We start from the raw sequence: 24,431 nt of genomic DNA on the forward strand, positions 1-24,431 counted from the left end.
CCATCTTTCATTGGGCCGTTCCGCAACGGATGGCAAAGCTTCAACGCGTGGCCGGGCCCCAATGGATCGTTTCCGAACCTGCCAGCCCTTTATCTGGAAGATCCGCTGCACGGTGTTTTTGTTGAACCCAAGAAGCCAAGCGACGGTGCGATATCCGAAAGATGGCTCTTCTTCGATCAGCGCTTTGATCGGCGCGACGAATTTGTCGTCCAGCTTTGGCGCCGCTTTTGTCGGTTTGTAATAGACCGTGCGGCGCGGGACATCGAACCACGCGCAAAGTTTGGTCACCGGCACAACAATTCCATCGTCGAGAAGGCCTTGCTGCACGCTGCGGATCATTTGTCGTCCTCCGCGTCCAGCAAGGCCTGGAGCTTTTTTCTGGCGCGGAGCTCCAACATGGCTTCGCCATAAGCTTCTTGCAGATCGCGAAGTTGCTTCTCGTATTGCTGGCGGACATCAAGCGGACTGGCTTTTAGGGCGTTCTCCATGCCCTTTCGCGCATCATCCACCCAATTCTCGATCTCAGAGGGCGTTAAATCATACGACCGGCTGGCCTCGGCTACCGTCGTCTTGCCCTGGATGATCTCAATGACGAGCGCTGATTTGCGCTTCGCCGTCCATCGCTTGATACCGTCTTCCAATGGTCCACTCATCGCTACGTTTTCCTCCTTGTAGCATGAGCAGGTTTTCACTGGGTCAGTACAGAGAAGACGTGGTTCGGACGTTGGATGAAACTTGCGCCCACACCGGGTATCCGAAGGTGATCCGGGTGGATCAGGGAACCGAATTCATCTCGCGAGATCTCGATCTCTGGGCCTATCAGCGCGGGGTCGTCCTGGATTTCTCCCGGCCCGGGAAGCCAACGGACAACGCCTTCATAGAGGCGTTCAATGGCAAATTCAGACAGGAGTGCCTGAACACGCATTGGTTCCTGACGCTTGCGGATGCGCGGGAAAAGATGGAGACTTGGCGCAGATATTACAATGAAGATCGACCCCATAGCGCGATCGGTTATAAGGTACCGATCACGCTGACGAACTCCGCTGGCGTATCCGGCCCGCCAGCGTGAAAGAGCCCGGATTTTCCAGACCCGGGTGGCCTAACGTTGGGGGCAGGTGCAAGAGCCCGGATTTTCCAGACCCGGGTGGCCTAACGTTGGGGGCAGGTGCATAATCATCGCTACGTTCTACTTCTTGTGGGATGAGTAGTATTTTACTCGGTTAAGACGGGCAATCAGAGGAAGTTCTCAGGTTAAAAAGCCCTCTCGGTGCACGCGAATAGATGCTTGACGTATGGTGATGCTGTCTCGGCTACTGTTGACCCACCTTTCGCAGAAAAGGCCATAACCAGATTTTAGCAAAGATCTGCCCGTTCTTACTGTGGACATAGGTGTATTAAGCGCACAGATGCGGTTGACCGACTTTGAAATCGCATCCAACGACGCGGCCACTTCCTTACCTAAATAGGTTTCTGATAGATTATGCGGGGTAGCCTTAGTGTTCGATTGGAACATTCGAGAACCAGAAAAAGCAATGGCGGCGTCAGACATTACTATTGCAGTTCCAAAAATTGAAAAGTTCCCTTCCTCATCGGGATTTAGAGTTAGCCCCATGATTGCTCCATCGTCATCTGCAATCTGGATTTTTTTAATCCCCGATGTTCCATCGGCGCGGCCTTCGATCTGAAAATTGATCTCATCACCAGGAAGAAGTGCATTTGGGGGAAAAGCCCCAACGAGAATAGGGTCATTCTCAATGGTGGAGTTTGATGCAACATTGCTACGATAATTTTTTACGCCCTGCTTTAAATGCGTAAGTGTACGTGATGTTAACCTTATTTGGTGATTGGAAAGTGAGGCACCGCTCTCTACGGTCAAACCTTCTTCAGCATAACAGCCGAGGGCTCGAATTCCCGTAGAGTTTGCCGACAGCCGTATGCTACCAACTTCATGCCGCACTAAGCTTCCAATACAATGGTCATTGCCTTCCAATTCAATACCAGCAATCTTCGGATTGCTGACAAAATGGCCAGTTTGGATTTCGCATCGACGTAGTGCACCTCCCTGATCTTGGAAGTAAACGTCCCGAAACGGTTGACCAAAATTAGCAGAATTCAAGTTAATGGAAATATCTTCCGTTCTTGCCACAGTGGAATTTGGGGCACTCGCACAGGTTACAGTTATTCCATTTCCGCTGGTCATCCTCGGTGCAAAAATAGATCCCAAATCGGCGCGCACGCGACGACTATTGGCAATCAACAAGAAAGCAGTATTCTGGTTCCATTCTCCCGCTACAGTTTGATCAATATGCAAGCGCATATCGCGTGCGCCTTCAGCTATTGCAAATGCAGGAATTCCAGATGTCCCGGTTCCAAACAATTCAGCTTTTCCAATTTCAATACTGCTTTCGTGACTACACCCCGCAATATCGGCTATTTTCCTACTGGCGATTACGTTATCAACCCGTACTCGACTGTTTGCCCACATGTTACCAAATAAAACATTCGATCCAACCAATGTGCTTACGTCGATAGTGCAATCAAGTGATGCTGTGCGGACAAATACTGAATGTTTTGATTTCAACCTTCCCGATCCAGTGATATGGACACCATCGGCTACATAGATCGGATTGCCCCTTGTATCAGTGATATTTGAAGAATTTGCTTTGGCAATCAGCGTGTCCGTGACATTTTCGCAGACCGCACGGTCAAGAAAAATCGCACCCGAATGATTGTCAATTCCGGTTATACGCGCGCACAACATAAAGGCAGGATGTTCTGCATCGTGCTCGAATCCGACACGATAGGCTTTGCTACGTACATACACAATGTCGCCGATGGAAAGAACTGGCAAATTATCAGAAATATCCGTACTTTTATTAAGCACGATCTGATCTGTTCCGGCAGACAGCGGATTAGCCTCCATCCATTTTAATTTTGTTTTGTTGTTTGTCCAATTTATTGGGTTTTGATTTCCCAGTTCGAATACCGCATTCAGTTGATAATCGTCAGCGTCTCTCGTATTTTCAATTTCACCATCAACATGGATGAGAAGTTTGCGTGCGCCGTTGAGCCGCAGTGGAGCGTCGATTGCCCAAGGCAGTTCGGAATGGGGAATGACCACTTCCTTCTGTTCCCGCATGGCACACCGGATTAGTTGTTGTAACCCGGTTCGCCGTTGAGTCGGTGTAAACTCGAGGCCAGTTGTGATTCCAATCTGGGATGGAAAAATTGTGCTATCCCACTTTGGGATCATCGCAAGCTTGACGCCACCGGCTGTTTCAATATCGGGATCAGGGATTGTACTCGATAGAACTTGGTAAGAGTCATGGTTCTTCGTCTCGACGCGCGTTCCCTCAAGCAAAAGCGTCGGCGGTCGAGTATCAGAGATCAGTTCTCTTGCGGAGTTTCCTACTTTTTGACCTGCGCGGAGAACAGCTTGCAAGTTGCCTGACGCGATATCAACTACGGTCGTACCATTTGTAAAATATGTTCCGGCCGCAACGATTTCGAACTGACCCTCAGGCAGATCTACAACGTCGCCCTCGCAAAGATCTTGGGAATTGATGATTTGAGAAAGACTGGCAGCTCGTATGATCGCATTTGCGCGCAAGTCGGATAGCGCACCGCGGGTTTGCGGGTTTGCCAAAGACGGCCGAGAAAAATGAAGGTAAAATTGCAAAGACATTAATGCCAAACCATTTTGGAAAAACTCGCGTCGGAACATAGCCGTTCTTCCTCATGATCTGGTAAACTGATCAAATACTACCATGCGAGAGAAAGGAGCTCATCAAAACAGATTGGCCTAATAACCTTATTGAAAAGGATTGCGAAACTTAATTATTCCTCTATCCTCACTGTTGATTATCCGTTTTTATCGAGAACTTAGAATACGCATGACGGATGCCGTCCTTAAGAGATATGCTATGGTCCCACCCCATAGAGTGCAGTCGTGAACTATCCATTAGTTTTCGCGGTGTGCCGTCGGGTTTTGATGTGTCGAAAGTCAGGTCCGCCTGGTAGTCTACCACCTCAGCTATCGTTTCTGCCAGTTCGCGGATCGAAACCTCGACTCCACTGCCGACGTTCACGTGTTCATAGCCAGAGTATTTTCTCAAAAGAAACACTACTGCATCAGCCAAGTCATCACAGTGGAGGAACTCTCGTAGAGGAGTTCCAGAGCCCCAGATCACTACTTCCTTGTCGCCGCGTTTCTTAGCTTCGTGGAACTTCCGGAGCAGAGCTGGCAGGACATGTGAGGTCTCGAGGTCGTAATTGTCTCCAGGCCCGTAAAGGTTGGTCGGCATGACCGAGATCCAGTCCCGCCCATATTGCTTGCAATAAGCCTGAACGAGCTTGATGCCGGCGATCTTGGCAATTGCGTACCATTCGTTCGTGGGTTCAAGCGGACCGGTCAGGAGCGCGGCTTCCGGAATCGGCTGCGGCGCATGCTTGGGATAAATGCAGGAAGATCCGAGAAATAGCAGGCGCTCCACATCTGCCTTATGTGACGCGTGAACGATGTTCGCTTCGATCATTAGGTTGTCATAAAGAAAGTCGACTGGATAAATATTATTGGCTTGTATTCCTCCAACCTTGGCAGCCGCCAAAATAACAACATCCGGCTTGGCTTTGGCCATCCAATCATGGACCGCCTTTTGGTCTACAAGGTCAACCACTTCACGCCCGGCGGTAATAACCTCACAATCCTCAGATTCAAGTCTCCGCACAACAGCGCCTCCCACCATGCCGCGGTGACCAGCGACCCAGACACGCTTACCTTTCAACTCGTAGCTCATGCAAACCTCACAGCGCTCTTGACGCGCGCCTAAACCGTTACCCGTGGCGGTCCTTCCGATCCTTTTCCTTCTGCACCACTTCGATGTCGGCCGCGACCATTTCAGCCACCATGTCATCAAGGGTCGACGTGTAGGTCCAGCCAAGTTTTTCTTGCGCTCTGGATGGATCACCAATTAGGAGGTCAACCTCGGTAGGCCGGAAGTAGCGCGGGTCAACCTCAATCAGTACGCGACCACTGCGCTTTTCGATACCTTTCTCGTCCACACCGTCGCCAGACCATTCGATATCTATTGCAACCGCCCGGAACGCCGCTTCAACAAAGGAACGTACGGTTTGTGTCTGGCCGGTTGCCAAAACGTAATCGTCAGGAGTGTCCTGCTGCAAAATTCGCCACATACCTTCAACATAGTCGCGCGCATGACCCCAATCACGTTTAGCATCCAGATTTCCCAAATAGAGCTTGTCCTGGAAGCCAAGACTGATCGCAGCCGCCGCACGCGTGATCTTGCGGGTAACGAAGGTTTCGCCGCGCAAAGGACTCTCATGATTGAATAGAATGCCGTTTGAAGCATGCATCCCGTAAGCCTCACGGTAATTGACCGTGATCCAGTAGGCGTAGAGCTTCGCTGCGGCATAGGGCGAGCGCGGATAGAAGGGGGTAGTTTCCTTCTGTGGTACTTCTTGCACCAATCCGTAGAGTTCGGACGTCGAGGCTTGGTAGAAGCGTGCGGTTTTCTCCATGCCGAGGATCCGGATTGCCTCCAGAATCCGTAATGTCCCGATCCCATCTGCATTGGCGGTGTATTCCGGAGTCTCAAAGCTGACCTGAACATGGGATTGTGCCGCGAGATTGTAAATTTCATCCGGCTGCACTTCCTGAACAATTCGGATCAGGTTCGTTGAGTCCGTCATATCTCCATAGTGCAAGATGAAGCGAACATCCTGCTCATGGGGGTCTTGATAGAGATGGTCGATACGCCCTGAATTGAAGGAAGACGCTCTACGCTTTACTCCATGAACCTCGTAACCCTTTCCTAATAATAGCTCGGAAAGATAGGCGCCATCTTGTCCGGTCACCCCGGTAATTAGTGCTCGTTTCATGAACTTGTTACTTTAATACCTTCTTTGGAATGGGATTGAGCTTCAATATTATTACACACGACATCACGCAACACTGCGTCAAATCGCTCAAGTATGCTTGTGCTGTCCCACCGCTCATGACAGCGCCGAACAGCGGCATGTCCGAGATCTGCACGGAGAGCATCATCGTCGGCCAGTCTTTCTATTGCTCGGGCAAGACCGGCCGAATCTCCTGGTTCCACCAGCAAACCGCACCCCTCAACTTCCTTGCCGAGGCCGGTTTCGGGAAGCGCCGTTGCAATGACGGGCCGCCCGGAAGCGAGCATATTGGTCAGCTTCGAGGGGAGAACAAGATCCGCAGCACCTGCTATCTGGGGGAGTAGGTGCAATGAGGCAAGCCCAAGTAAATCACCCAATTTTTCCTTAGGCTGGAGCGGAAGGAAGAATACGTTTCTAAGCTGCAGATCAGCAGTTCTTGCTCTAAGGCCCGGCACGGCTGGCCCATCGCCGCAAATCAAGAAACAAATGTCCTGTCGCTGCTTCAGAAGGCCGGCAGCCTCAATGATAATCTCTATGCCCTGCTTGTTGGCAATACTTCCGGAATAAAGCGCAATATGCCTCGCATCGATTCCGAGTTCCTCGCGATATGTGGAAGGGAACTCCAATGGCTTGATATGAGACGTGTCTGACCAATTGCGGAACTCATAGACTCTGTTTTTTCGAACACCTTTCTCGCAAAGGCGGGTGACCATTGCAGGGGAAATTGTGCTAACCTTGTCGAACAGACCCAAAACCCAGCCTTCGAAGCTTCGAGCAATGCCTGCTCGCCTGCCAGCATCCTTGAGAACGCTTGTTGCCATGGCAGCTTCGACTTCAAAATCCTGAATGTGGAGCCATGCTTTCGCTCCGGTTATCCAGGCGACCAGACGGGCTCCAGGTGCCGAGAGCAGCGAGGGAGCCACGACAAACACCATGTCAGGTCTTGATCGTATGGCGTTCAACAGCGCTGCTGGGAAGCTCGACAACGCGAAGCTTAGATAATGCAAAATACGTCGCATTCCAGAAGGAATTTTGGGCACGTATAGTGGACATCTGATAACATTCACACCGTCTTTCGTACGGGCCGAACTATATCTCCACCACTTGTAGCCGTCAGGAACACGCCATGCCGGGAAGTGGGGAGGCGAGGTAACGACTGTTACCGCATGGCCTTGACAGACAAGAGCCTTGGCCATTTCGGATGTGTAGACACCAATCCCGACCATCTCGGGCTGGAAGTTAATTCCAACGATCAGAACGCGCATGCCTCGCCTCCTATCTCTCGCCGCTAATCGAAAGCAGGATCAAATTTTGTTGTTCATGGAGTGAAGTATCGCGTCCAAGATAATGATAAAGGCATGAAAACGCTACCAAAACTACCTCTACAGCCCAACGCACTATATTAACCAACGTATACCCACTATAGAATTAGTTGCAGCGCCAGCTCGCAAATCACGCCGCCGTTACCCTTACGATTATGCTGCAGGCGCGAGAATTTCCAGAGAAAAATTCTTTTTGAGTTCAAAAACACAACCTGCGGTCGTTGTACATGCAAATGCACAGATTGCTGGCAAATTTGAAGGCGCTATTTTCTCGTGACATAAATGAACATATGCGTCTGTCACTCATTCCCCACCTAAGTTCAACTTTGGGTTGATTAGAGTGTTTGATTAATTTTGTCAAAGTTCAGAAAACTCTTCTTGACCATGAGGCAGGCCTCGTCCGGGGCTGCGCATGTAACGCGATAAAGGTCATTTTTACTTTTACGCAATATATTAAAATCAAGGGCAATTTTGCCTGGATTTATTGTAATATATTATCTTCAAAAGGTGAACGAATTGCTGTGTTGAAATTAGTCCTCGACCTCAACTCCATTTCCCCCAAGATATCCGCGCCAACATCACGAAATACCCTGAAGGATTTGGTCCTTGATCAAGGAACCGGAGAGCAAATTATACGCTCGTTCCAGGAATTCTCGGGGGGCAATCTTACTTACAGTCTCAACGCCGGGAAAGACATCGCCAGTATTGATGCCTCTTCAGGTTTGTTGCGGATCAGAACGGATGATCTCGCCTCCAATACACTCATCACCGTAGTGGCTCAGAATTTGATGGGCTCTGCCGAAGCCAGCTTTCATGTGACCGTGAAGAACGCTTCCGGCATCGGATATTGGGAAATTGAAAACACTTTTTTAGTGAGCTGAACAATTGTCCAAACCTACAGATATAATCAAGGAATACTTCGTGACTGGGAAGAAGCCCAGCCAGGAGCAGTTCTGGGCGCTGATCGACAGCATTCATGGCTTCCGGTCCATGGAAGAGCTTGAGGCCTCAACCGAAAGCTTTGCCGAGGGGGAAATCGTTTGTGCTGGTGATTTTCGCTTTCGCGTAGCAGCCTCTAATGCGGAGGATGCTGACCTGACACTGCCGAGCGGCGTCAAACTCTATGATGCTCCCTTCAAAACCTACTCGAAAAGCACAGCACCTACCCTTGTCTCCGCGGGAATTGCGGAAGGCTTGGGCACAGTCGGCTCTCTGCTGACAATTTCCGGCGCGGTTCATACTGGTGAGAACACGAGTGTTACCTATCAGTGGACGCGGAACGGCGTTGATATTTCCGGTGCGACGCAGACAACTTATCTACCTTATCTTGCAGACCTCGGTGCGACGATTGCGCGGCGGATGACAGTATCAAACGCTGCCGGAAGTGTTTCGGGCGTATCTTCGGCCATCACGATTACGGCGATTACCAATGCAGTACAGTTTGATCCGGCTACGGGGTCTGACGAGATCTCGATCTCCTATGGCACACAGGTGACGACAATTTCGGATGTTCTTTCCGGCGTCCGGGCTACACGCAGCATTGAGTCCAGTGAGAAAGTATATTTCGAGGTTGCAGTTCCCGCGAACAATGGCGCGAGCACTCATGCTTATGTGGGTCTCACCCATTCCGGTGGTCCAGCCACCCCCGGAGCGGGCGCCGTTCAGAATACTGCGATCACATTCGTGCGGGTGAATGGCGGGGTCGCCGCGCCTGCAGATTTTGGCGATACTGCGGCGAAGGCCTGCGACCGCACAGCGGGCGATGTCATTCGTGTTGCCGTCGATGGGCCTGCAGGTAAAGTCTATTTCGGTACGAACGCAGGCTGGGTCGGGAATCCCGCGACAGGTACCGGTGGCTTTGATCTGCCGGATTACGGACAGTTTATCCCCCACTTCAATCCGCGGTCTTCGGATCAGAGCATCTTCACCTTGCGGTCCGTACGAAGCGATTTCAGTCACGCTGTTCCCTCCGGATTCCTCCCTTATGCCGAAACACTTGGTGACGACGCAGAGGATGCCAAAGTCAGTCGGGCAGACGATCTCGTCGAAATGATCGGGATCAACACGCATTTCAACTGGCTATCCAATGATTGGGGCACAGATATCTGGAAGCAGCCACTCTATGATCTGGGTGTCCGCTATGTGCGATCGGGAATAAATCATATTTCCGGCACCATCGACAGCGCGAGCGCCGTCGTAGCCCGCGGCATGAAGATTCTCGCCCACGTCTCGCCAAAAAGTACTGTGAATGGGGTCAGCCCAGTTTACGATCCGACCGATGTGGACAGGGCAATCGATGCGCTTCGAACAAGTGTGGGATTTGCAAATGTCATTGGCTTTGAAGGGCCGAACGAGTGGAATAACGGAGCGACAAGTGGTGCTGCCGCTCGCGCAAGGGAAAATCAGGAGTATCTCTACAACAAGGTGAAGGGCAGCGCTGACACCCAGAATATTCCGGTGCTTTCACCTTCTGTTTTCAGGCGATCATCCACCGCGCTTGCCAGTATCGGCGAAATGGGGAGCATTTCGGACAAGTCCAACCTTCACTATTACACTGATGGCTCACGCCCAACCCAGGGGAACACCCAGGAAGAGGCGCAGGTCCATCTGGACGATGTCATCAAGCATGAGATGGAAGCCGCCGGCAACGCCCCCCTCTGGGTCGGGGAATATGGGCATCGAACTGATGACGTCGTTCTTGGCCCCGGCCCACACCGTCCAAACGCAGAGATCTGTGCCGCCTATCTCATCAGGGGATTGTTCGAGTTCTTCATCCGGGGCACCGAAAAGGTCTTCATCTACAATCTTTTCGACGACAACACTACGAACCACGGGTTTGGCCTCTTGCGGAACAATGCGAACAGTGTGGGTGACGGAGTTGGAACGGGCCTAACACAGCGTCCGGCATATGCCGCTGTCCAACGCATCCTCAACCTTTTCAGAGATCCGACCCCGTTCACACCCGTCGCGCTAAAATATACGCTTACGGGTAATCTGACCGATATCGGCCATCACATGTTCCAGAAGTCCGATGGCACTTATCTGCTTGCAATCTGGCTCGATGCGCAGACCTGGAACCGCGACACGGTCTCGGCAGATACGATACCCGATCGGGATGTCGGCCTTGAACTCGAGCGGGAGGCCACGACCGTTCGGAGACACCTGCCGACCACCACGACCAGCGTAACGACGGTAGGCAGCAACGCCCTGACACTTGATTTGTCGGTGCCCGACGAACTTGCGGTCTACGAGCTTATCTTCTCGTAGGCGAATACAGACCGGACCGCGCAATGCTGAGCGGTTCGGTCATGTCTTCCCGTGAGGTCTCCCCTGCCCCAGCGCAATCAACTGATCGATGAGTGCGTTGAAATTGACGCTCGCGTCAAACCTACTCCGAGCATGGTCCCAAGCTCGAAGCCCCATTGACCGGCGCAGTTCTGGCTCAACCGCCAGGTTTTCAAGAGCCGCGATGAAACCGGCCTCGTCTTCGGCGTTCACCACGAATCCCGTTTCGCCCTCAAGGACCAGTTCGGGGATGGCCCCGATCCGGCTCGCCACGACAGGCAACCCAGCAGCTGCGGCCTCAATGATGGCCAAGGGTGACATGTCCGATTTCGTCGGCAAGCAGAGCGCATCCATGCTTGGCAACACGTCTTTGACAAGCTTGTCGTTCGGCACGCGCCCATGGAAGATCACGCCGGGAAGATCGCCCCTGGCATCGGGATCGCCGGAGATGACGTGCAACTCGGCCTTTCCGGCAAGCGGACCACCCACCCATTGGCAAAGCTTGTCCCCACCCTTCCGCAAAAAATTGTTGCCGATGAAGACGAGGCGCAGCTTGCCCTCGTCCTGATAGGCGGGCCGGACAAAGCGCGAAATGTCGATTGAGGGATACATGACGGTGATGTTCGCAGAGTCCACACCGCAATCCTTCCGCAGAGACGCCGCAGTCCAGTCACTCATCGGAAAAACATGGGACGCGTCGCGGAAGAGTCTGGCTTCCCGGGCCAAATCGGCATCTGACCAGCCAGTGGTCGAAAGGCTGACCCGCATACTGGCTCGGGTGTGGTCCGTCGCCACGGCAAAGGGGATCTTTTGCGGCCCTTGGTTAATCGCACCTGCGAGCCAGTGACCGCCGAAATAGGCCGCGGAAGGACCGAAAGCATCAAGTTCTGCGCGTATTTTCGCGCCAAGCCCGCCTTGAAGTGCCACGATTGGATCGATCTGACGGTAAATCTTCTCATGCGGGCGCATATAGGCGCGTTTCAGGAAAGCCCGCCGCCACCCCAGCGGGGAGGGACTGATGAACTGGGGTTCAATATCGTCACGGGTTTCCAGAACAGCCGAAAGCTGACCGCGAAAGGTCTTCCAGCCGAGCGCCTCCTGTAGGACAAACGAGATTTTCGTACGCATCATGTATCCCCGGCCTAATCGGGCGCAATAAACTGTTTCCGCTGCAATGCCGCCCAGAGGGCTACGGAATGAACAAAGAATGTGAGGATCATACCCCAACACAAGCCAATAAGTCCGCCCGACCAAGCGCCGATGAGGCAAGCCGCAAACATGAGCCCGATCGAAAAGCACCGCAGTATCATGTTGAGGTGGAAATCCCGGAATGCGAACAGTCCCGATTGCAGGATGATGACACAGGCTCGCAAGACGGACGCCAGGATACAGAGCGCGAAAATCAGGCCGAGACCGGCATAATTGGACCCGAACACAAATTCGATCAGCCAATCGCCAATGACGTAGCTAAGCAATGTTCCTGCCACGCCTGCCACCGTGACGAAGAGAAGGAAGACATGGAAAAACTTCATGTAGGCGCGCCGGTTGCCGCTCGCGACGTAGTGGGCGAGGCGCGCAGAGATCGACTGTCCAACGGCATTGGTAACCGTCATGACAGCCTGCATGGCGTAGCTCACCACGGTGAACTGACCGAGCGCTGCAATGCCGATCATCCAGCCGATGATATAGCGCGGCAGATTGCCCTGCAGCCCCGAGAGAAGCTGATTGACCCCGAGCGGCAGTGAAGAACGAACCAGTTCCCGAACATAATCCTTTCGCACCGGGCCGATATCACCATCTCGCACAGCGATGCGCCGGGCCGGAAGGTAATCCACAAAGATTGCGACAACCACCCAGACGGCAAGGTTTGCCAGGAAGGCGAGGCCGGTGCTGCCTGTGCCTGCAAGGATGATCGTGAAAAGTACGGCGCTGCCGAAGCCCCGAACGGCCAGGGAGCGCGCCACATAGTCAAGCCGTTCGGCGCGCTGGAACACGCCATAGAAGAAGTCCGAAAAGGTTTCGGCGGCCTTCGCGGCCCCAAAAACCAGGGTGATCAGGCGCGTTGCCGGATCAAGCACGGTGAAGGCGATGATCAGGATGACGAGACAGCCGAGAGCGGTCGCAATCGTCCGGATGTATACGAACTCGTTAAAACTGAACCTATGCGCGACATCTGTCGCCTGGTTCACGCGCAGGCCCAAGTTAAAGAAGAAGAAAACCGGGATGATGATCGCGCTTGCAAAACCAAACCGGCCCACTTCCTCAACGCTCGCGAACCGTGCAAGCGCCATCAAAAGGATGAATTGGCTGATCACGTAACTGATCTGGCCGACGAGCCCCCAACTCACCAGCTTGCGCATCCGGACGCGGCCCTCGCCGCGCGGTATGGACTCACTCATGATGTGTAAGGCTGCTTCGGGAAAATGCCATTCCAAACAGCGATGTCGGGGGCGCAGAGTTCTTCGATCCGAGCACGCATCGCTGGATCATCGAGCTCGCTCCGGGTGCCGGGCTTCTTCTTGCGGGCATTCTCGTGCCCGATCTTGACCCGCACGCCCAGTGCATTCTGCACATCGCTCTCGAAGCGATCGAGTGCACCGATATCGCCCACCACATCCATTCGCTTCAGGTTATCGAGAGCGGCAGAGATTGCCGTATCAGAGGTGATGTCGGCATCCTTCTGTATTCCGCAGAAATACTCCACGTAGGTCGCCCCAAGTCGCCTTGCTCGCTCGGTTCCGAGGAAATCCTCGAAATCCTCGTCTATACGCGCATGGGCATGCGGCTTGCCGTGGCTCCAATGGTAATGCGAAATGAACCGCGCCACCGGATCCCGCAGAACGGTGATGAACTTGTAGGTCTCGTGGAACCGCTCATGGGCCACGTTCGAGAAGCGGACATGCAAAGAGATCCCACGCACATCCTCGAACATGTGGTAGAGCATCATCTGCTCGCGCAAATCGAGCACATCAATCAGCATCTGTTCGCGGTCAGAGCGGCCCGTGAAAGCCTCGAAGGCGCGGAAGCTCGACTCCGGCGTCACAGTTGCCTGGCTGATGATGTAGCGCTTCCTGAGCGCACGACCCACCGAGGTGCCGCCGCATTTCGGAACGTGGTGAAAGACGAACCGCTGCGCGACCAGTTTTTCCTGCATCGTGCGGCTGAGCGACTTACCGAAATCAACCAGGCCCATAGATCATCCATTCACATCAAGAGTTAAGCTGCTGGGCGAGGCTCGGCCCCGGCCCGTTCGACATCCCATCCCGACAGGTCGAGACCAAATTCCGCCGCCAGCCTTGCATTGGCTTCAGCGAATTCCGGGCGCAGGCTATTGATCAGCGCCTTTTCATCCTCGACCGGACCGGTGGGCTTGCGTGTGTTGAGTTTGCGGTAGATCCCGCGCAGGTTCTCATAGATGGCCCCACGAGGCAGGAGACCGCGAACTACCACGTTCACCTTCTGCAGCGCTCGGTTGCGCGGGGCATAGGTCTCGTTTTCGCGCGGGAAGGTGTAGTTGTCGTAGAAGGCGGGATCGAGACCCAGCCATTCCGCGACCCGCTTGGTGGCTGCGGCCTGGTCAGCGGTAAACTCATTGAAGGTCATCACCATCATCTGGTCTGCGCCGAGCCGTTCGCGCCAAGGGATCAGGTAATCGACGTATTTCGCGTAGGCAATCGCATTCCGGGCAAGCTCGTTGCCATTGAAATCATGGCTGCCCTCGCGCGCAGCGGCGATAAAGGCGGCGAAATCCATGTCGCCTGGGATCCAGCTCCAGTTGTCGCGGAAGTAGGTGTAGAGCGAATATATCTGTGCCGCAGGCTCACGCAGGATGAAGAGGCAGCGCGGCTGCGTGGGCAGATCAGGGATCTGCGCGAGCGCAATATCGTAATAGAGATAGGCCGGCGTTGATTCCAGTATGATGGAGGGCGAAGTGCCTTCGGGGATGGGAAACTGCTCGCGATAGGCCTTGAGTCCGCCGGACACATGCGCATCGGGGCGATACATGTGCGTGCCCGGATCGACAAAGAAATAGGTTTCCTTTTCGCGCGATCCGAAGGCATCCGGATGGTCGGCGATCCATGCATGCATGGAACTGGTGCCCGCCTTGGGCGCTCCAGCAATAATGAAATTGGGAAGCCAGGACGTGTCTGTCATCGCGTACCACTCAAACCGTCAGGAGCGCGCATGTCCAAAGACACAAGCCGCGCGGCCCCCTCTTACCCTATTCCCCAGCCAAACACCCGGCTGAGGTCTCTCGCGCACACCTTGCCTGCTTGATCCTACGGCGGACAAGCAAAACGACCCCGGCAGTCCAGCGCATCACTCGGCATTTCTCGAGCGATCCATAGGGGTTCTACAGCGCCCCGGACCGAATGTTAAGAAAGCATATTTGCCAACTGCACAATACGGTTAATCCGCCACTCCGGGAAGATCAACTCTCGCTTACCGCGATCCGGCGAGCGGAAAGTCGCGGATCGGGACGGATCCGCCCGCGAGGAATTTATCGCGGAAAGGCCCATCCCGACCTGCTTATGTAGCCTCAGAGAAGATCGACCTCGAGGATGATCGGATGGTCGTCGATCTGGAGGCTCACCTCATCGACATTGGTGTAGCGGCGCTGCACGCCTGTACCAATCATAGGGTCGTAGACCTCCACCGATTTCACCGTCTCGTCGAACTCGACCGTGATGTTGCGAGTGGAGTTACTGATCTCACGAGCGTTCTGAACATCCCAGATGATGTCTTCCCGCCAGATGATGAGATCGGTAACGCCGCCCGATTTCTGCAAAGTAAGGGAGTGGGTCTTAGAATCCTCGTTCTGGAGATCATAGCCGAGATTGGCCGTACCGCCGGCTCCACCGCTCGACTCAATGATCGTCGTCATGTTGTGGATGGCATGAGCCGCCTTTTTGGCGGTCCCATTCGTCTTGTAGAGACCGAAATTGTAAGGATTGTATGACGCGTTGCTCGAGTTCGTATCAAAGAGGTTGTAGAGATACATCGCCTCTACGTCATGGGCATAAGCGTCCATGATCAGGTTCAAGGTCAGCTTTGCCTGCACAGTCTCATTGACGGCAATAGAATTCCCTCTCGAAACGTTGGTTGGGTAGCCAGCTTCCGTCAGGTAGACTGGGCTATTCCGGTCAAGCAACTGAACATTGTCGAACCTGTCAGGCATCTCTTCGTAAGGGCTGAGCCGTGAGATGAAGTAGGAATGAGCGGGCGCACCGTCGGAAAAGTTCGACAGGTCGCCATATCCGGTCATCCGAGCGTCTTCCTGCGAACGATAGACAGTGAAGTTGAGAAGCGGAATGTCGTCGAGCACCGGATCGGCGTCGAAAGTGTTGTAGAGGTCTCGCTGATAAGCGCTTGCGGCGGCCTTCCCGGTCATCCCCTTGTAGCTGAGGTTGAAGTTGCCAACCTCGTTGAGGCTCTCAAAAGACTCGATGCTCCCGGGGTGCTGCCGGAGGAAGTCCCGGAAGTAATCCACGTAGTCGTCCATCAACGACTCGCCGCCTTGCGGGAAAGTTCGTCGCATCAGGAAGTTGAACTCAATCCCGGCATTGGCGAGCGCATCGTATCTCCACCCGGTACTTGAGTTGTCGATGGGGGCCTCGGCCGCAACTCTGACGCTGTCGATGTTCAGGTAGTTCAGTGCGCTGATCATACGGCTGTTGTTGCTGTATGACGCATGGCTGGTGGATATCTGGATATTGACCCCAAGGAAGTCCATGAAATCCGCTGCCGAGCCGTCTGGTGCCGCGGACGTGCCCCCGCCTGTCGAGCCGCCGGTCGAACCTCCAGTCGAGCCGCCTGTGGAACCGCCCGTTGATCCACCGGAAGAAGAGGTCGGGATGATCAACGTGTCGGCATTCAGCATCTGATTGACGTGCGTATAGCTGGCATTGCTCAGCACACCGATATTCTGAAAATTCGTGCCGCCGTTGGTTCCGTTCGCATCGATGGCAATGACGGAGGTGTTTCCGCTGCGGGTAACGCGGACAAAATCAGTGATATCGTCCGTGCTCGGATTGTAGTTGCTAAGCGCGCCACGCAGATCGATCTGATCGCCTTGGCCCGGGTTCCAGTCGGCAACCCGGTCGAGCCCACTGCCAAGAATGAACGTATCCGCCCCGCCCTGCCCGTTCAGCAGGTCGTTGCCCTGATGTCCATTGAGCACATCATTGCCCCAGCCGCCCCAGACTGTGTCGTTGCCCCAATTGCCGTTCAGCGTATCGTTGCCGGCGGCACCGATGACGGTATCGTTCCCGCCACCACCCCAGATAAGGTCGTGGCCGCCTCGACCATCGAGCCTGTCGTGGCCGCCCTGGCCATTGAGCGTATCTCTGCCCGACGTACCGTTGAGCGTGTTGTTTGCTGCGTTTCCTGTAATGACTGCCATAGTGCGGGGTCCCTCGTTGGCAACCTGATCGTTCTGATCGTTGCTTTGTGAGGCAGCCGTTAACGTGCTAAATCTTAATAAATCTACACGCTGAGGTATTGTGAGCAAAGTCTCGCTTATACCAGCGGTAATCTCGGCATAAGTTTGCTTATCAAAAACGAGATATCGGCAAAGGATTGCCTATCGTGTCTGCAGGATGAACATTTGCGTTCGATCTGCCGGCCACAGACGCATGATGCGAAGATCTTCAATCGTAACTGAAAATTATTTCTTTCTGCGAATTATATTCTGATTCGAACGCTGGCCTAAGGAACGCTTGCTAAACTGCGGAACCTCCATCGTTCTGCATCATTAGCAATAGCACCACCAGTTCGCCCAAAAGTACCAGCGGATTCCGGCCCAGAGCATCAAGGATAGAACCAGAGGCCCGTGTGCGGCTCGAAAACGGGGATGAGCAAGAATGCGCCGAACCGAGCAAGTTGCCCGGAATGCTTCAGTGAAACTGAAAAGACCCGGATAGTGTCCTCAAAACCCTGCTATTATTGGCTATATTGCGTGTGGACGTCCTCCTTGCCCAAAAAATTTTTAACATAATTGAAGACATAGGGCTCCACACATGGAGTAACCATGACATCGGAATTCGTTGACAACCATAATCCATGGTATATTCGATAAAATTGTCTGCATGCCTTCAATGTAGCTAACATGAGGTCGTGCAACAAAACTGTAGGCGTGCGTGGTGAAGGTAGTTAGAAACGAGGTGTCTCGTTTGGTTGCTCAGAGTGCTTCTGATGCCGGATGATAGTGTATATCTTCGAGACTCGTCAAAACGACGGCTCTCTTTTCAAAACGCTGTAGGCGGAACCCGCATGCATTCGGTTGCATCTGCGGGTAAGTTACCAGACGACGCCGGGAGCGTCGGTCTTCGTCGTGCAAGTCTGGCCGGCCTGAAAGTTCTCCATGTCTGTGAAACAGCCAAGGGCGGGATCGCCACCTATTTCAATGTCCTGTCCAGCATCGGCAAGCAGGATCGCATCCGCAACGTCTTCGTAACGCCGTCGCGACATACGGAATATCTCGACGACGATCTTGACAAGGTGACCTACACCGCACCCGACCGCGGCATCCTGCCGACATTCCGGCTGATCTGGTCCACCATCCGGGCGTCACGCTCCCTGCGTCCGGATATCGTCTTCGCGCACAGCACCTTCACGCTACCCGTGCTCGCGGCATTGCGGACGATCGGGCTGAAATCGAAGATCATCTACTGCTCCCATGGCTGGGCCGCCCAGCAATACGAGCCGGGCACCTTCCGCCATCGGGTCGCGACCATGGTGGAGCGCCATCTTCCGAGCCTGGCGGACTCGATCATCTGCATTTCCTCATCTGAGCAGGACTTCGCCCGGGACAACGGCTACAAGGGCAATTTCGTCGTCATCGACAATTGCGTGATGGATGCGAAGGACGCCGCCCGCGACGATGCATTTGGATCGGAGGACGATCCGCGCATCCACCTGCTTTTCGTCGGCCGCTTCGACCGCCAGAAGGGGATCGATCTCCTCCAGGAAGCCTTCGTCGACATTCTGAAGGAACGTCAGGACATCGTTCTGCACCTCGTCGGGGGTGCCGTCGTCAACGGGGCGGAAGAAGATGGTGTTCTGCCTGAATCCGCCAATGTCGTTCGGCATGGATGGGTCGCCAATAGCGACATCGACAGCTACTTCCGCTCCGCGGACGCGATCATCGTGCCCTCGCGCTGGGAAGCGTTCGGCCTGGTGGTTGCGGAGGCGTTCCGGAATGGGACGCCTGCGCTCGTCAGCGACCGCGGCGCACCGCCCTCCTTCATCGAGGAAGGCCAGACGGGCCATGTCTTCCACCTCTCGGCCGCAAGCATTCGCGACACGCTTTCCGGGCTGAAGAAGAAGGACCTGCGCGCCATGCGCAAGAATGCGCGCCAGGCCTTCGAAGACCGTCACACGGTTGCCCGCTTCCGGGAAAAGATCGACAACCTCTACCTGGCGCTTGTCGGGTAGGCCAAGCATGCCGCATGAAGCCGGGTGGCCGGTTTCATGCCGCGGCCGGAACAGGTGGCACCCCCGGACTTTTTCAATTGACGCGATCCCGGGCACTGCCGATTAACATCCCCTAAATATACATCTGGGAGTGAGACCTCATACCGGTTCGCGGGATCGCGGCGGCTGGGGGGCTGTCCGGTAGTTTACATGAGTGGGGCACATGCCTTCGAAGTTGCGAGGAGAATTAAGTTGCGGATCCTGATTACCGGAGGCGCTGGCTATATCGGCAGCCATACATTGCTCGAGGTTCTGAATGCCGGGCATGAGGCGCATGTCATCGACAACCTCAGCAATTCGAGCCCCACGGCACTTTCCCGGGTCAAGCAACTCACCAACCGCGATTTCGGCTTCACGGAAGGAGACATCCGCGACAGGGATGCCATCCAGTCCGCGGTCGATGCGTTCCAGCCCGAAGCGGTGATCCACTTCGCCGCCCTCAAGGCCGTGGGCAAGTCGGTCGTCGATCCGATGCCCTACTTCCATAACAACGTCTACGGAACGCTGGTCCTGCTGGACGCGCTGCGCGAGTCGTCCTGCCGGCGCTTCGCCTTCTCCTCGAGCGCCACGGTCTACGGCGATCCGCAATACCTGCCGATCGATGAGCAGCACCCGCTCAGCGTGACCAACCCCTATGGCCGGACCAAACTGCAGATGGAGGGTATTCTCGAGGATCTCGCCCGCAGCGACCCGTCCTGGTCGATCGCGCTGCTGCGCTATTTCAACCCGGTCGGCGCCCATGCCTCCGGCCGGATCGGTGAGGACCCGAACGGCATACCGGACAACCTGATGCCCTTCATCGCCCAGGTGGCCGTGGGCCGGCGCGAGGCACTCAACGTCTTCGGTGATGATTACGACACGGCCGATGGAACCGGCGTGCGGGACTACATCCATGTGGTCGACGTGGCGCGGGCGCATCTCGCGGCCGTGGACTGGTGCGCAGGCGGCGATGGCGAAGGCCGGGGCTGCGAAGCGTTCAACCTCGGCACCGGGCGCGGCACCTCCGTTCTCGAGATGGCCACTGCCTTCGGCAAGGCCTGCGGCAAACCGATCCCGATCAACATCGCTCCGCGCCGCCCCGGTGATGTCGCAACGATGTTTGCCCACCCCGGAAAAGCCGAGCAGACTTTCGGATGGCGCGCCGAGTTCTCGGTCGACGAAATGTGCCAGAGTTCCTGGAACTGGCAGTCCCAGAACCCGCAGGGTTACAGCGCCGAATGACGGGCTGAAGCCGTCAGTATCTCCCAAGCACCGCGATCTCGGATGTCCCACCCGCTGCGGCATCCGAGACCCGGCTTCCGAGGGCCGGACGGTTGACCTTGCCCATGGCGCTGCGCTGGATGGCAGGCACCGATACGACGAGAAAGGGCGGGATCGTCGGCAGGCGCGCGCGGATCCGGGCGGCCAGCGCATCGGGTTCGGGCGCATTCGACACGATGACAACCGCGATCTGGGCCTCTTCCCCACCGGGGCCCAGCGGCACCGCGCAAGCATCCTCGATCGTGTCGAACTCGGCCGCGATCGCATCGATATCCGCGCCAGGAACCTTGACGCCACCGAGGTTGAAAGTGTCCACGGACCGCCCGAGGATCACCAGTTCCCGATCCCCGGCGATCCGCGCGATGTCGCCGGTGCGGAACCAGCCGTCGCGGAAATGATCCCGGTCCGCTGCCGGATCGCCCAGGTAGGCGCGTGCAATCGACGGCGAGGAAACCCAGAGATGCCCGGTCTCGCCCGGCGGCTGTTCCTTGCCCGTCTCCGAGACGATCCGCGCCTGCACATCCGGCGCGATCTGCCCCACATAGCCGCCCTCTGCATCGAGACCGGCACTGTCACCCACGGCGAGACCACCCGCCTCCGAGCAGCCGAAACTGACCATCACCTCCGCACAGACCCGGTTCAGCAGCCGGTCGCGCATCCCCGCGGTGAGCCTTCCGCCACCGACAATGGCCGATGCCTTCAACCGCGGCAGATCGCCGGTCATCGCATCACGCAGAAGCGCATTGAGCGAAGCGGGCGAGGCGACGATCTGGTTGACCCCGTTCTCGAGGAGATAGCGATAGCCTCCCTTGCCCCCGCGGGAAAAGATGATCGATCCCCCCGCGAGCCAGGTTGCGAGCACGGTCACGAAACCGAACGAACTGTCCGGACCCAGCCCGCACCAGAGCACAGTTTCCGCGCCGATCCGGCTGCGGGCTGCCGTGCCCGCGACACGGGTGTGCAGCATCGCGCTGTCGAGGAGGACCGCCTTGGGTCGCCCGGTGGTCCCGGAAGTGAAAGAAATCCGCCCCAGCGCCGCCGTGGCGACCTCAACCGACGGCAGATCCACCGCCTCGGCGGGCGGTTCATCCACCCAGCCGGACTGAATCCGCAGCTGCCGGATCGAGGGCCCGTAGTCGCGTGATTCCCCGGCGTCGCTCAGCACCATCGAAAGCCCTGGCAGCACCGCGACCTCCTCCTCGAAGCGCGGGGAGAGCGACACCGTGACGGCCCCGAGCCGCATCAGCGCGAGGAGTGTCAACCAATGGGTGACCGGATTCGAGCTGTCGGTGCCCACCATCTGACCGGGCCGCACACCTTCAGCGAAAAGATGCGCCGCGATCAGCTCCACATCGCCATGCATCTGCCCGTAGGCCAGGTGATGCGGTCCGTGATGGATCGCCGCGAATTTCGGGAAATTGCCCGCCCCGGAAGAAAATACCTGCGCTAAAGTCATCTTGTCTTCGTCCCCGATTGTTCTTCTCAAATCAGCCTCGGGTGCCAGTAGCCCGTCCTGCAACACCCCCGCATGCCAAGACATATCATGTATTTTTGCGCCGCTCTCACGAATCCCTGCCGTCATTATCTCATCCCGCATCATTCCAATGGCTTGCTGTACAAGTATTCGCGCCATCCAACTCCAGAACGGAAACACCAACTGCCTGGATGAAGACGCGATACATAGTACAAGCCAAATCGTGTTTTGAGATTAGCTGCATATTTGATGGGCAGACGTGAGGATTGTCACATCGCCTGAAGTCCCTCTGCCGGTATCACTTGCTGCGAAGGAGATCGGCACAGGTCTCGGGGAGCTTGGGCAACCAGCCCGGCCTGAAGGGCCACCCCCCAGACATGTGATCCAGGCGATCCCCGGCCGAAAAGCGGCCGGTTTCGCGCAACTGGCAACATGATTTGACCCAGGGAGACTATCCAATGGCATATTACGGAACCAATTCAGCCGACGAGTGGTTCGGAACCAACAGCAGCGATTCCGCCTTCGGCTTCGGCGGAAATGACAGCCTGTCCGGCACGGGCGGCGACGATTACCTCTATGGCGGCACAGGCAATGACGAGCTTTGGGGCGACGCACCCGGCGGCGATCAGGGAGACGACTACCTGTCCGGCGGCGACGGCAATGACATGCTCTGGGGCAAGGGCGGCGATGATACCCTGGCGCCGGGCACTGGCAATGACGATGTGGATGGCGGCAGCGGGTACGACACGGTCAGCTATATCGCGCTCGACTACACGCCGATCGAAGTCGAACTAAAGAACTCCGGCACCACCTATGTCGACAAGGGCATCTACACCGACGAACTCAAGAACATCGAGAACATCACCGGCTCGGCCAAGGCCGACACGATCACCGGCAACAGCTACAACAACAAGATCGAAGGCTATGGCGGCGATGACACGCTCGACGGCGGCGACGGATACGATACGGCCGTCTACAAGGGTGATCTTTCGGACTACGACATCAGCTACAACGCCTATAGCGGCAAGGTCACCGTGACCGACACGCGGACACTGGCCGAGCGCCAGGCCGACAGTGCGCACTACTATGCCGACGAGGGCACGGACGAGCTCATGAACTTCGAATACTACAAGTTCGGCGGCACGACCTATTCACTCAAGGACATCGTTCCGGACGACTATGCGGATTACGTCGGGGACACCAAGGACCCCTATGGCTATGCCCCCATCGGCAAGAAGGTCACGGGCGAGGTCGAGGTCGGCTACGACAAGGACGTCTTCAAGGTCTATCTCACCGCGGGCACCGAGTACGAGTTCCACCTCAACTCCTATTCGCTCGATCCATATGTGAGCGTGCATGACTCGAGCGGCTCGTGGCTCGCCTGGAACAACGATGGCGGCTACGGCGACGATGCACTCGCAACCTATACGCCGGCCACATCAGGCTACTACTACGTCCGGGCCGGGGCCTATACCGGTTCCGATACCGGGACCTATGATCTCATCGTGAAGAGCGGTGCCGACAACTACTTCTACGGTACTGCCGGAGCCGACTATTACTGGGGCGGCAAGGGCGACGACAAGATTTATGGCTATGGCGGCAATGACTGGCTCTACGGCGACGAGGGCAACGACAAGATCTACGGCGGCGATGGCTACGACTACATCTATGGCGGCAAGGGCCATGACGAGATCTGGGGTGGTGCCGATGGCGACGACGCCTATGGCGGTGAAGGCAAAGACACCATCAAGGGTGGTGACGGTGACGACTACCTCAGCGGCGGAGACGGCAACGACGTCGTGAAGGGCGAAGACGGCTGGGATTACCTCTGGGGTGGTGACGGCCATGATCACGTGGCCGGCGGCAAGGACGACGACACGGTCTACGGCGGCAACGGTGACGACACCGTCTATGGTGGCAACGGCGAAGACTATGTCTACGGCGATGACGGCAACGACTACGCCTACGGCGGGGCTGATGACGACTATGTCAGCGGCGGCTACGGCGACGACTACGTCTACGGCAACAAGGGTCACGACACCGTCAAGGGTGATGATGGCGACGATTACGTCTACGGCGGCGAGGGCGACGACAAGGTCTCGGGTGGTGACGGCAAGGACAAGGTCTGGGGCGAAGACGGCAATGACGATGTCGCCGGCGGCGAAGGCAAGGACAAGGTCTGGGGCGGCGATGGCCACGACACCGTCTACGGCGGCAACGGCGACGACAAGGTCTGGGGCGACGATGGCAACGACTATGTCTACGGCGGTGCCGGCGACGACTATGTCTACGGCGGCAAGGGGGACGACTACCTCTATGGCAACAAGGGCAAGGACCACATCTACGCCGGCGGCGGCAAGGACCACATCTGGGGTGGCGACCATGCGGACACGTTCGTCTTCGGCAAGAGCCACGGCAAGAACTGGATCGAGGACTACGAGGACGGCGTCGACAAGATCGAGATCAACAAGGGCGCCAGCCACTACGGCCAGCTCACCGTGACCGACATCGGCGACGACGTGAAGGTCGAGTGGGCCAACACCAAGGTGATCCTCGAGGACACCAAGTGGAGCGACATCGGCGAAAGCGACTTCCTCTTCGCCTGATCCGATCCTCCCGGACCTCCCGAAAACGCAGATGCCCGCCATTTCTGGCGGGCATCTTTTTGCTGTCCGATAGGCCAGTCCTTGCCGAGCATT

16 protein-coding genes and 2 pseudogenes are annotated in these 24,431 nt (G+C 56.0%); 6 read left to right on the forward strand and 12 right to left on the reverse strand.

The window, feature by feature from the left end; all coding sequences use genetic code 11:
- Positions 1-339, reverse strand: a pseudogene (locus tag ACP15W_RS17845) (IS3 family transposase); the annotation flags it as partial.
- Positions 336-653 carry a transposase gene (locus ACP15W_RS17850; RefSeq protein WP_424934294.1) on the reverse strand — a complete coding sequence of 106 codons (318 nt, stop codon included), beginning with the start codon at positions 651-653 and terminating at the stop codon, positions 336-338. The pseudogene ACP15W_RS17845 and the gene ACP15W_RS17850, both read right to left, overlap by 4 nt.
- 47 nt (positions 654-700) lie before the next feature.
- Between ACP15W_RS17850 and ACP15W_RS17855 the strand changes: the two are divergent.
- Positions 701-1,069, forward strand: a pseudogene (locus tag ACP15W_RS17855) (integrase core domain-containing protein); the annotation flags it as partial.
- Positions 1,070-1,246: 177 nt separating this feature from the next.
- Here ACP15W_RS17855 and ACP15W_RS17860 read toward each other — a convergent pair.
- The 4 genes from ACP15W_RS17860 to ACP15W_RS17875 form a co-directional block, all read right to left on the reverse strand.
- Positions 1,247-3,724: a hypothetical protein gene (locus tag ACP15W_RS17860; RefSeq protein WP_424934295.1), complete on the reverse strand. Its 2,478-nt coding sequence runs from the start codon at positions 3,722-3,724 to the stop codon at positions 1,247-1,249.
- A gap of 127 nt (positions 3,725-3,851) precedes the next feature.
- Positions 3,852-4,796, reverse strand: a complete 945-nt coding sequence (gene fcl, locus ACP15W_RS17865; protein ID WP_424934296.1) for a GDP-L-fucose synthase — start codon at positions 4,794-4,796, stop codon at positions 3,852-3,854.
- Between the two features lie 37 nt (positions 4,797-4,833).
- Entirely contained in the window at positions 4,834-5,898 is a 1,065-nt protein-coding gene (gene gmd / locus ACP15W_RS17870) for a GDP-mannose 4,6-dehydratase (RefSeq protein ID WP_424934297.1), read from the reverse strand.
- Positions 5,895-7,181, reverse strand: coding sequence for a WcaI family glycosyltransferase (locus ACP15W_RS17875; protein ID WP_424934298.1), 1,287 nt, complete (start codon positions 7,179-7,181; stop codon positions 5,895-5,897). The genes gmd and ACP15W_RS17875 overlap by 4 nt, the downstream gene beginning before the upstream one ends.
- A 401-nt stretch (positions 7,182-7,582) precedes the next feature.
- On the opposite strand from ACP15W_RS17875, the gene ACP15W_RS17880 reads away from it, so the two are divergent.
- Together ACP15W_RS17880 and ACP15W_RS17885 are read left to right on the forward strand one after the other, a co-directional pair.
- Positions 7,583-8,119 carry a hypothetical protein gene (locus tag ACP15W_RS17880; RefSeq protein WP_424934299.1) on the forward strand — a complete coding sequence of 179 codons (537 nt, stop codon included), beginning with the start codon at positions 7,583-7,585 and terminating at the stop codon, positions 8,117-8,119.
- A gap of 40 nt (positions 8,120-8,159) precedes the next feature.
- Positions 8,160-10,505, forward strand: coding sequence for a hypothetical protein (locus tag ACP15W_RS17885; RefSeq protein WP_424934300.1), 2,346 nt, complete (start codon positions 8,160-8,162; stop codon positions 10,503-10,505).
- Positions 10,506-10,544: 39 nt separating this feature from the next.
- Here ACP15W_RS17885 and ACP15W_RS17890 read toward each other — a convergent pair whose 3' ends face one another.
- The 5 genes from ACP15W_RS17890 to ACP15W_RS17910 all read right to left on the reverse strand — a co-directional run bounded on the left by ACP15W_RS17890 (position 10,545) and on the right by ACP15W_RS17910 (position 16,926).
- Positions 10,545-11,753, reverse strand: coding sequence for a glycosyltransferase family 4 protein (locus tag ACP15W_RS17890; RefSeq protein WP_424934301.1), 1,209 nt, complete (start codon positions 11,751-11,753; stop codon positions 10,545-10,547).
- The gene (locus tag ACP15W_RS17895) at positions 11,666-12,922 is read right to left on the reverse strand and encodes a lipopolysaccharide biosynthesis protein (protein ID WP_424934302.1); all 1,257 of its coding nucleotides are present in this window, start codon (positions 12,920-12,922) and stop codon (positions 11,666-11,668) included. The genes ACP15W_RS17890 and ACP15W_RS17895 overlap by 88 nt, the downstream gene beginning before the upstream one ends.
- A complete protein-coding gene (locus ACP15W_RS17900; protein ID WP_424934303.1) occupies positions 12,919-13,716 on the reverse strand; it encodes a sulfotransferase family 2 domain-containing protein in 798 nt (265 codons plus the stop codon). The genes ACP15W_RS17895 and ACP15W_RS17900 overlap by 4 nt, the downstream gene beginning before the upstream one ends.
- Positions 13,717-13,739: 23 nt before the next feature.
- Positions 13,740-14,678, reverse strand: a complete 939-nt coding sequence (locus ACP15W_RS17905) for a sulfotransferase family protein (RefSeq protein WP_424934304.1) — start codon at positions 14,676-14,678, stop codon at positions 13,740-13,742.
- A gap of 385 nt (positions 14,679-15,063) precedes the next feature.
- On the reverse strand, positions 15,064-16,926 hold the full coding sequence (locus ACP15W_RS17910; protein WP_424934305.1) for a calcium-binding protein: 1,863 nt from the start codon (positions 16,924-16,926) through the stop codon (positions 15,064-15,066).
- Positions 16,927-17,795: 869 nt separating this feature from the next.
- Here ACP15W_RS17910 and ACP15W_RS17915 point away from each other — a divergent pair.
- Positions 17,796-18,959 (forward strand): glycosyltransferase family 4 protein, encoded by a 1,164-nt coding sequence (locus ACP15W_RS17915; protein WP_424934306.1) that lies wholly within the window; start codon positions 17,796-17,798, stop codon positions 18,957-18,959.
- Positions 18,960-19,190: 231 nt separating this feature from the next.
- Positions 19,191-20,219, forward strand: coding sequence for a UDP-glucose 4-epimerase GalE (galE, locus tag ACP15W_RS17920; protein WP_424934307.1), 1,029 nt, complete (start codon positions 19,191-19,193; stop codon positions 20,217-20,219).
- A gap of 13 nt (positions 20,220-20,232) precedes the next feature.
- On the opposite strand, the gene ACP15W_RS17925 is transcribed toward galE, so the two are convergent.
- The gene (locus ACP15W_RS17925; RefSeq protein WP_424934308.1) at positions 20,233-21,714 is read right to left on the reverse strand and encodes a class I adenylate-forming enzyme family protein; all 1,482 of its coding nucleotides are present in this window, start codon (positions 21,712-21,714) and stop codon (positions 20,233-20,235) included.
- Between the two features lie 476 nt (positions 21,715-22,190).
- Here ACP15W_RS17925 and ACP15W_RS17930 point away from each other — a divergent pair, with 476 nt between their 5' ends.
- On the forward strand, positions 22,191-24,338 hold the full coding sequence (locus ACP15W_RS17930) for a calcium-binding protein (RefSeq protein ID WP_424934309.1): 2,148 nt from the start codon (positions 22,191-22,193) through the stop codon (positions 24,336-24,338).
- Positions 24,339-24,431: the final 93 nt, after the last annotated feature.

Origin of the sequence: Amaricoccus macauensis (assembly GCF_049800915.1) — a bacterium.
Lineage (GTDB): Bacteria > Pseudomonadota > Alphaproteobacteria > Rhodobacterales > Rhodobacteraceae > Amaricoccus > Amaricoccus macauensis_A.

Bases quoted from the DNA above. Each gene is read 5' to 3' on its own strand.
- ACP15W_RS17850 (WP_424934294.1), bottom strand. From the start codon at position 653: ATGAGTGGACCATTGGAAGACGGTATCAAGCGATGGACGGCGAAGCGC.
- ACP15W_RS17860 (WP_424934295.1), bottom strand. From the start codon at position 3,724: ATGTTCCGACGCGAGTTTTTCCAAAATGGTTTGGCATTAATGTCTTTG.
- fcl (WP_424934296.1), bottom strand. From the start codon at position 4,796: ATGAGCTACGAGTTGAAAGGTAAGCGTGTCTGGGTCGCTGGTCACCGC.
- gmd (WP_424934297.1), bottom strand. From the start codon at position 5,898: ATGAAACGAGCACTAATTACCGGGGTGACCGGACAAGATGGCGCCTAT.
- ACP15W_RS17875 (WP_424934298.1), bottom strand. From the start codon at position 7,181: ATGCGCGTTCTGATCGTTGGAATTAACTTCCAGCCCGAGATGGTCGGG.
- ACP15W_RS17895 (WP_424934302.1), bottom strand. From the start codon at position 12,922: ATGAGTGAGTCCATACCGCGCGGCGAGGGCCGCGTCCGGATGCGCAAG.
- ACP15W_RS17900 (WP_424934303.1), bottom strand. From the start codon at position 13,716: ATGGGCCTGGTTGATTTCGGTAAGTCGCTCAGCCGCACGATGCAGGAA.
- ACP15W_RS17905 (WP_424934304.1), bottom strand. From the start codon at position 14,678: ATGACAGACACGTCCTGGCTTCCCAATTTCATTATTGCTGGAGCGCCC.
- ACP15W_RS17910 (WP_424934305.1), bottom strand. From the start codon at position 16,926: ATGGCAGTCATTACAGGAAACGCAGCAAACAACACGCTCAACGGTACG.
- ACP15W_RS17915 (WP_424934306.1), top strand. From the start codon at position 17,796: ATGCATTCGGTTGCATCTGCGGGTAAGTTACCAGACGACGCCGGGAGC.
- ACP15W_RS17925 (WP_424934308.1), bottom strand. From the start codon at position 21,714: ATGACTTTAGCGCAGGTATTTTCTTCCGGGGCGGGCAATTTCCCGAAA.
- ACP15W_RS17930 (WP_424934309.1), top strand. From the start codon at position 22,191: ATGGCATATTACGGAACCAATTCAGCCGACGAGTGGTTCGGAACCAAC.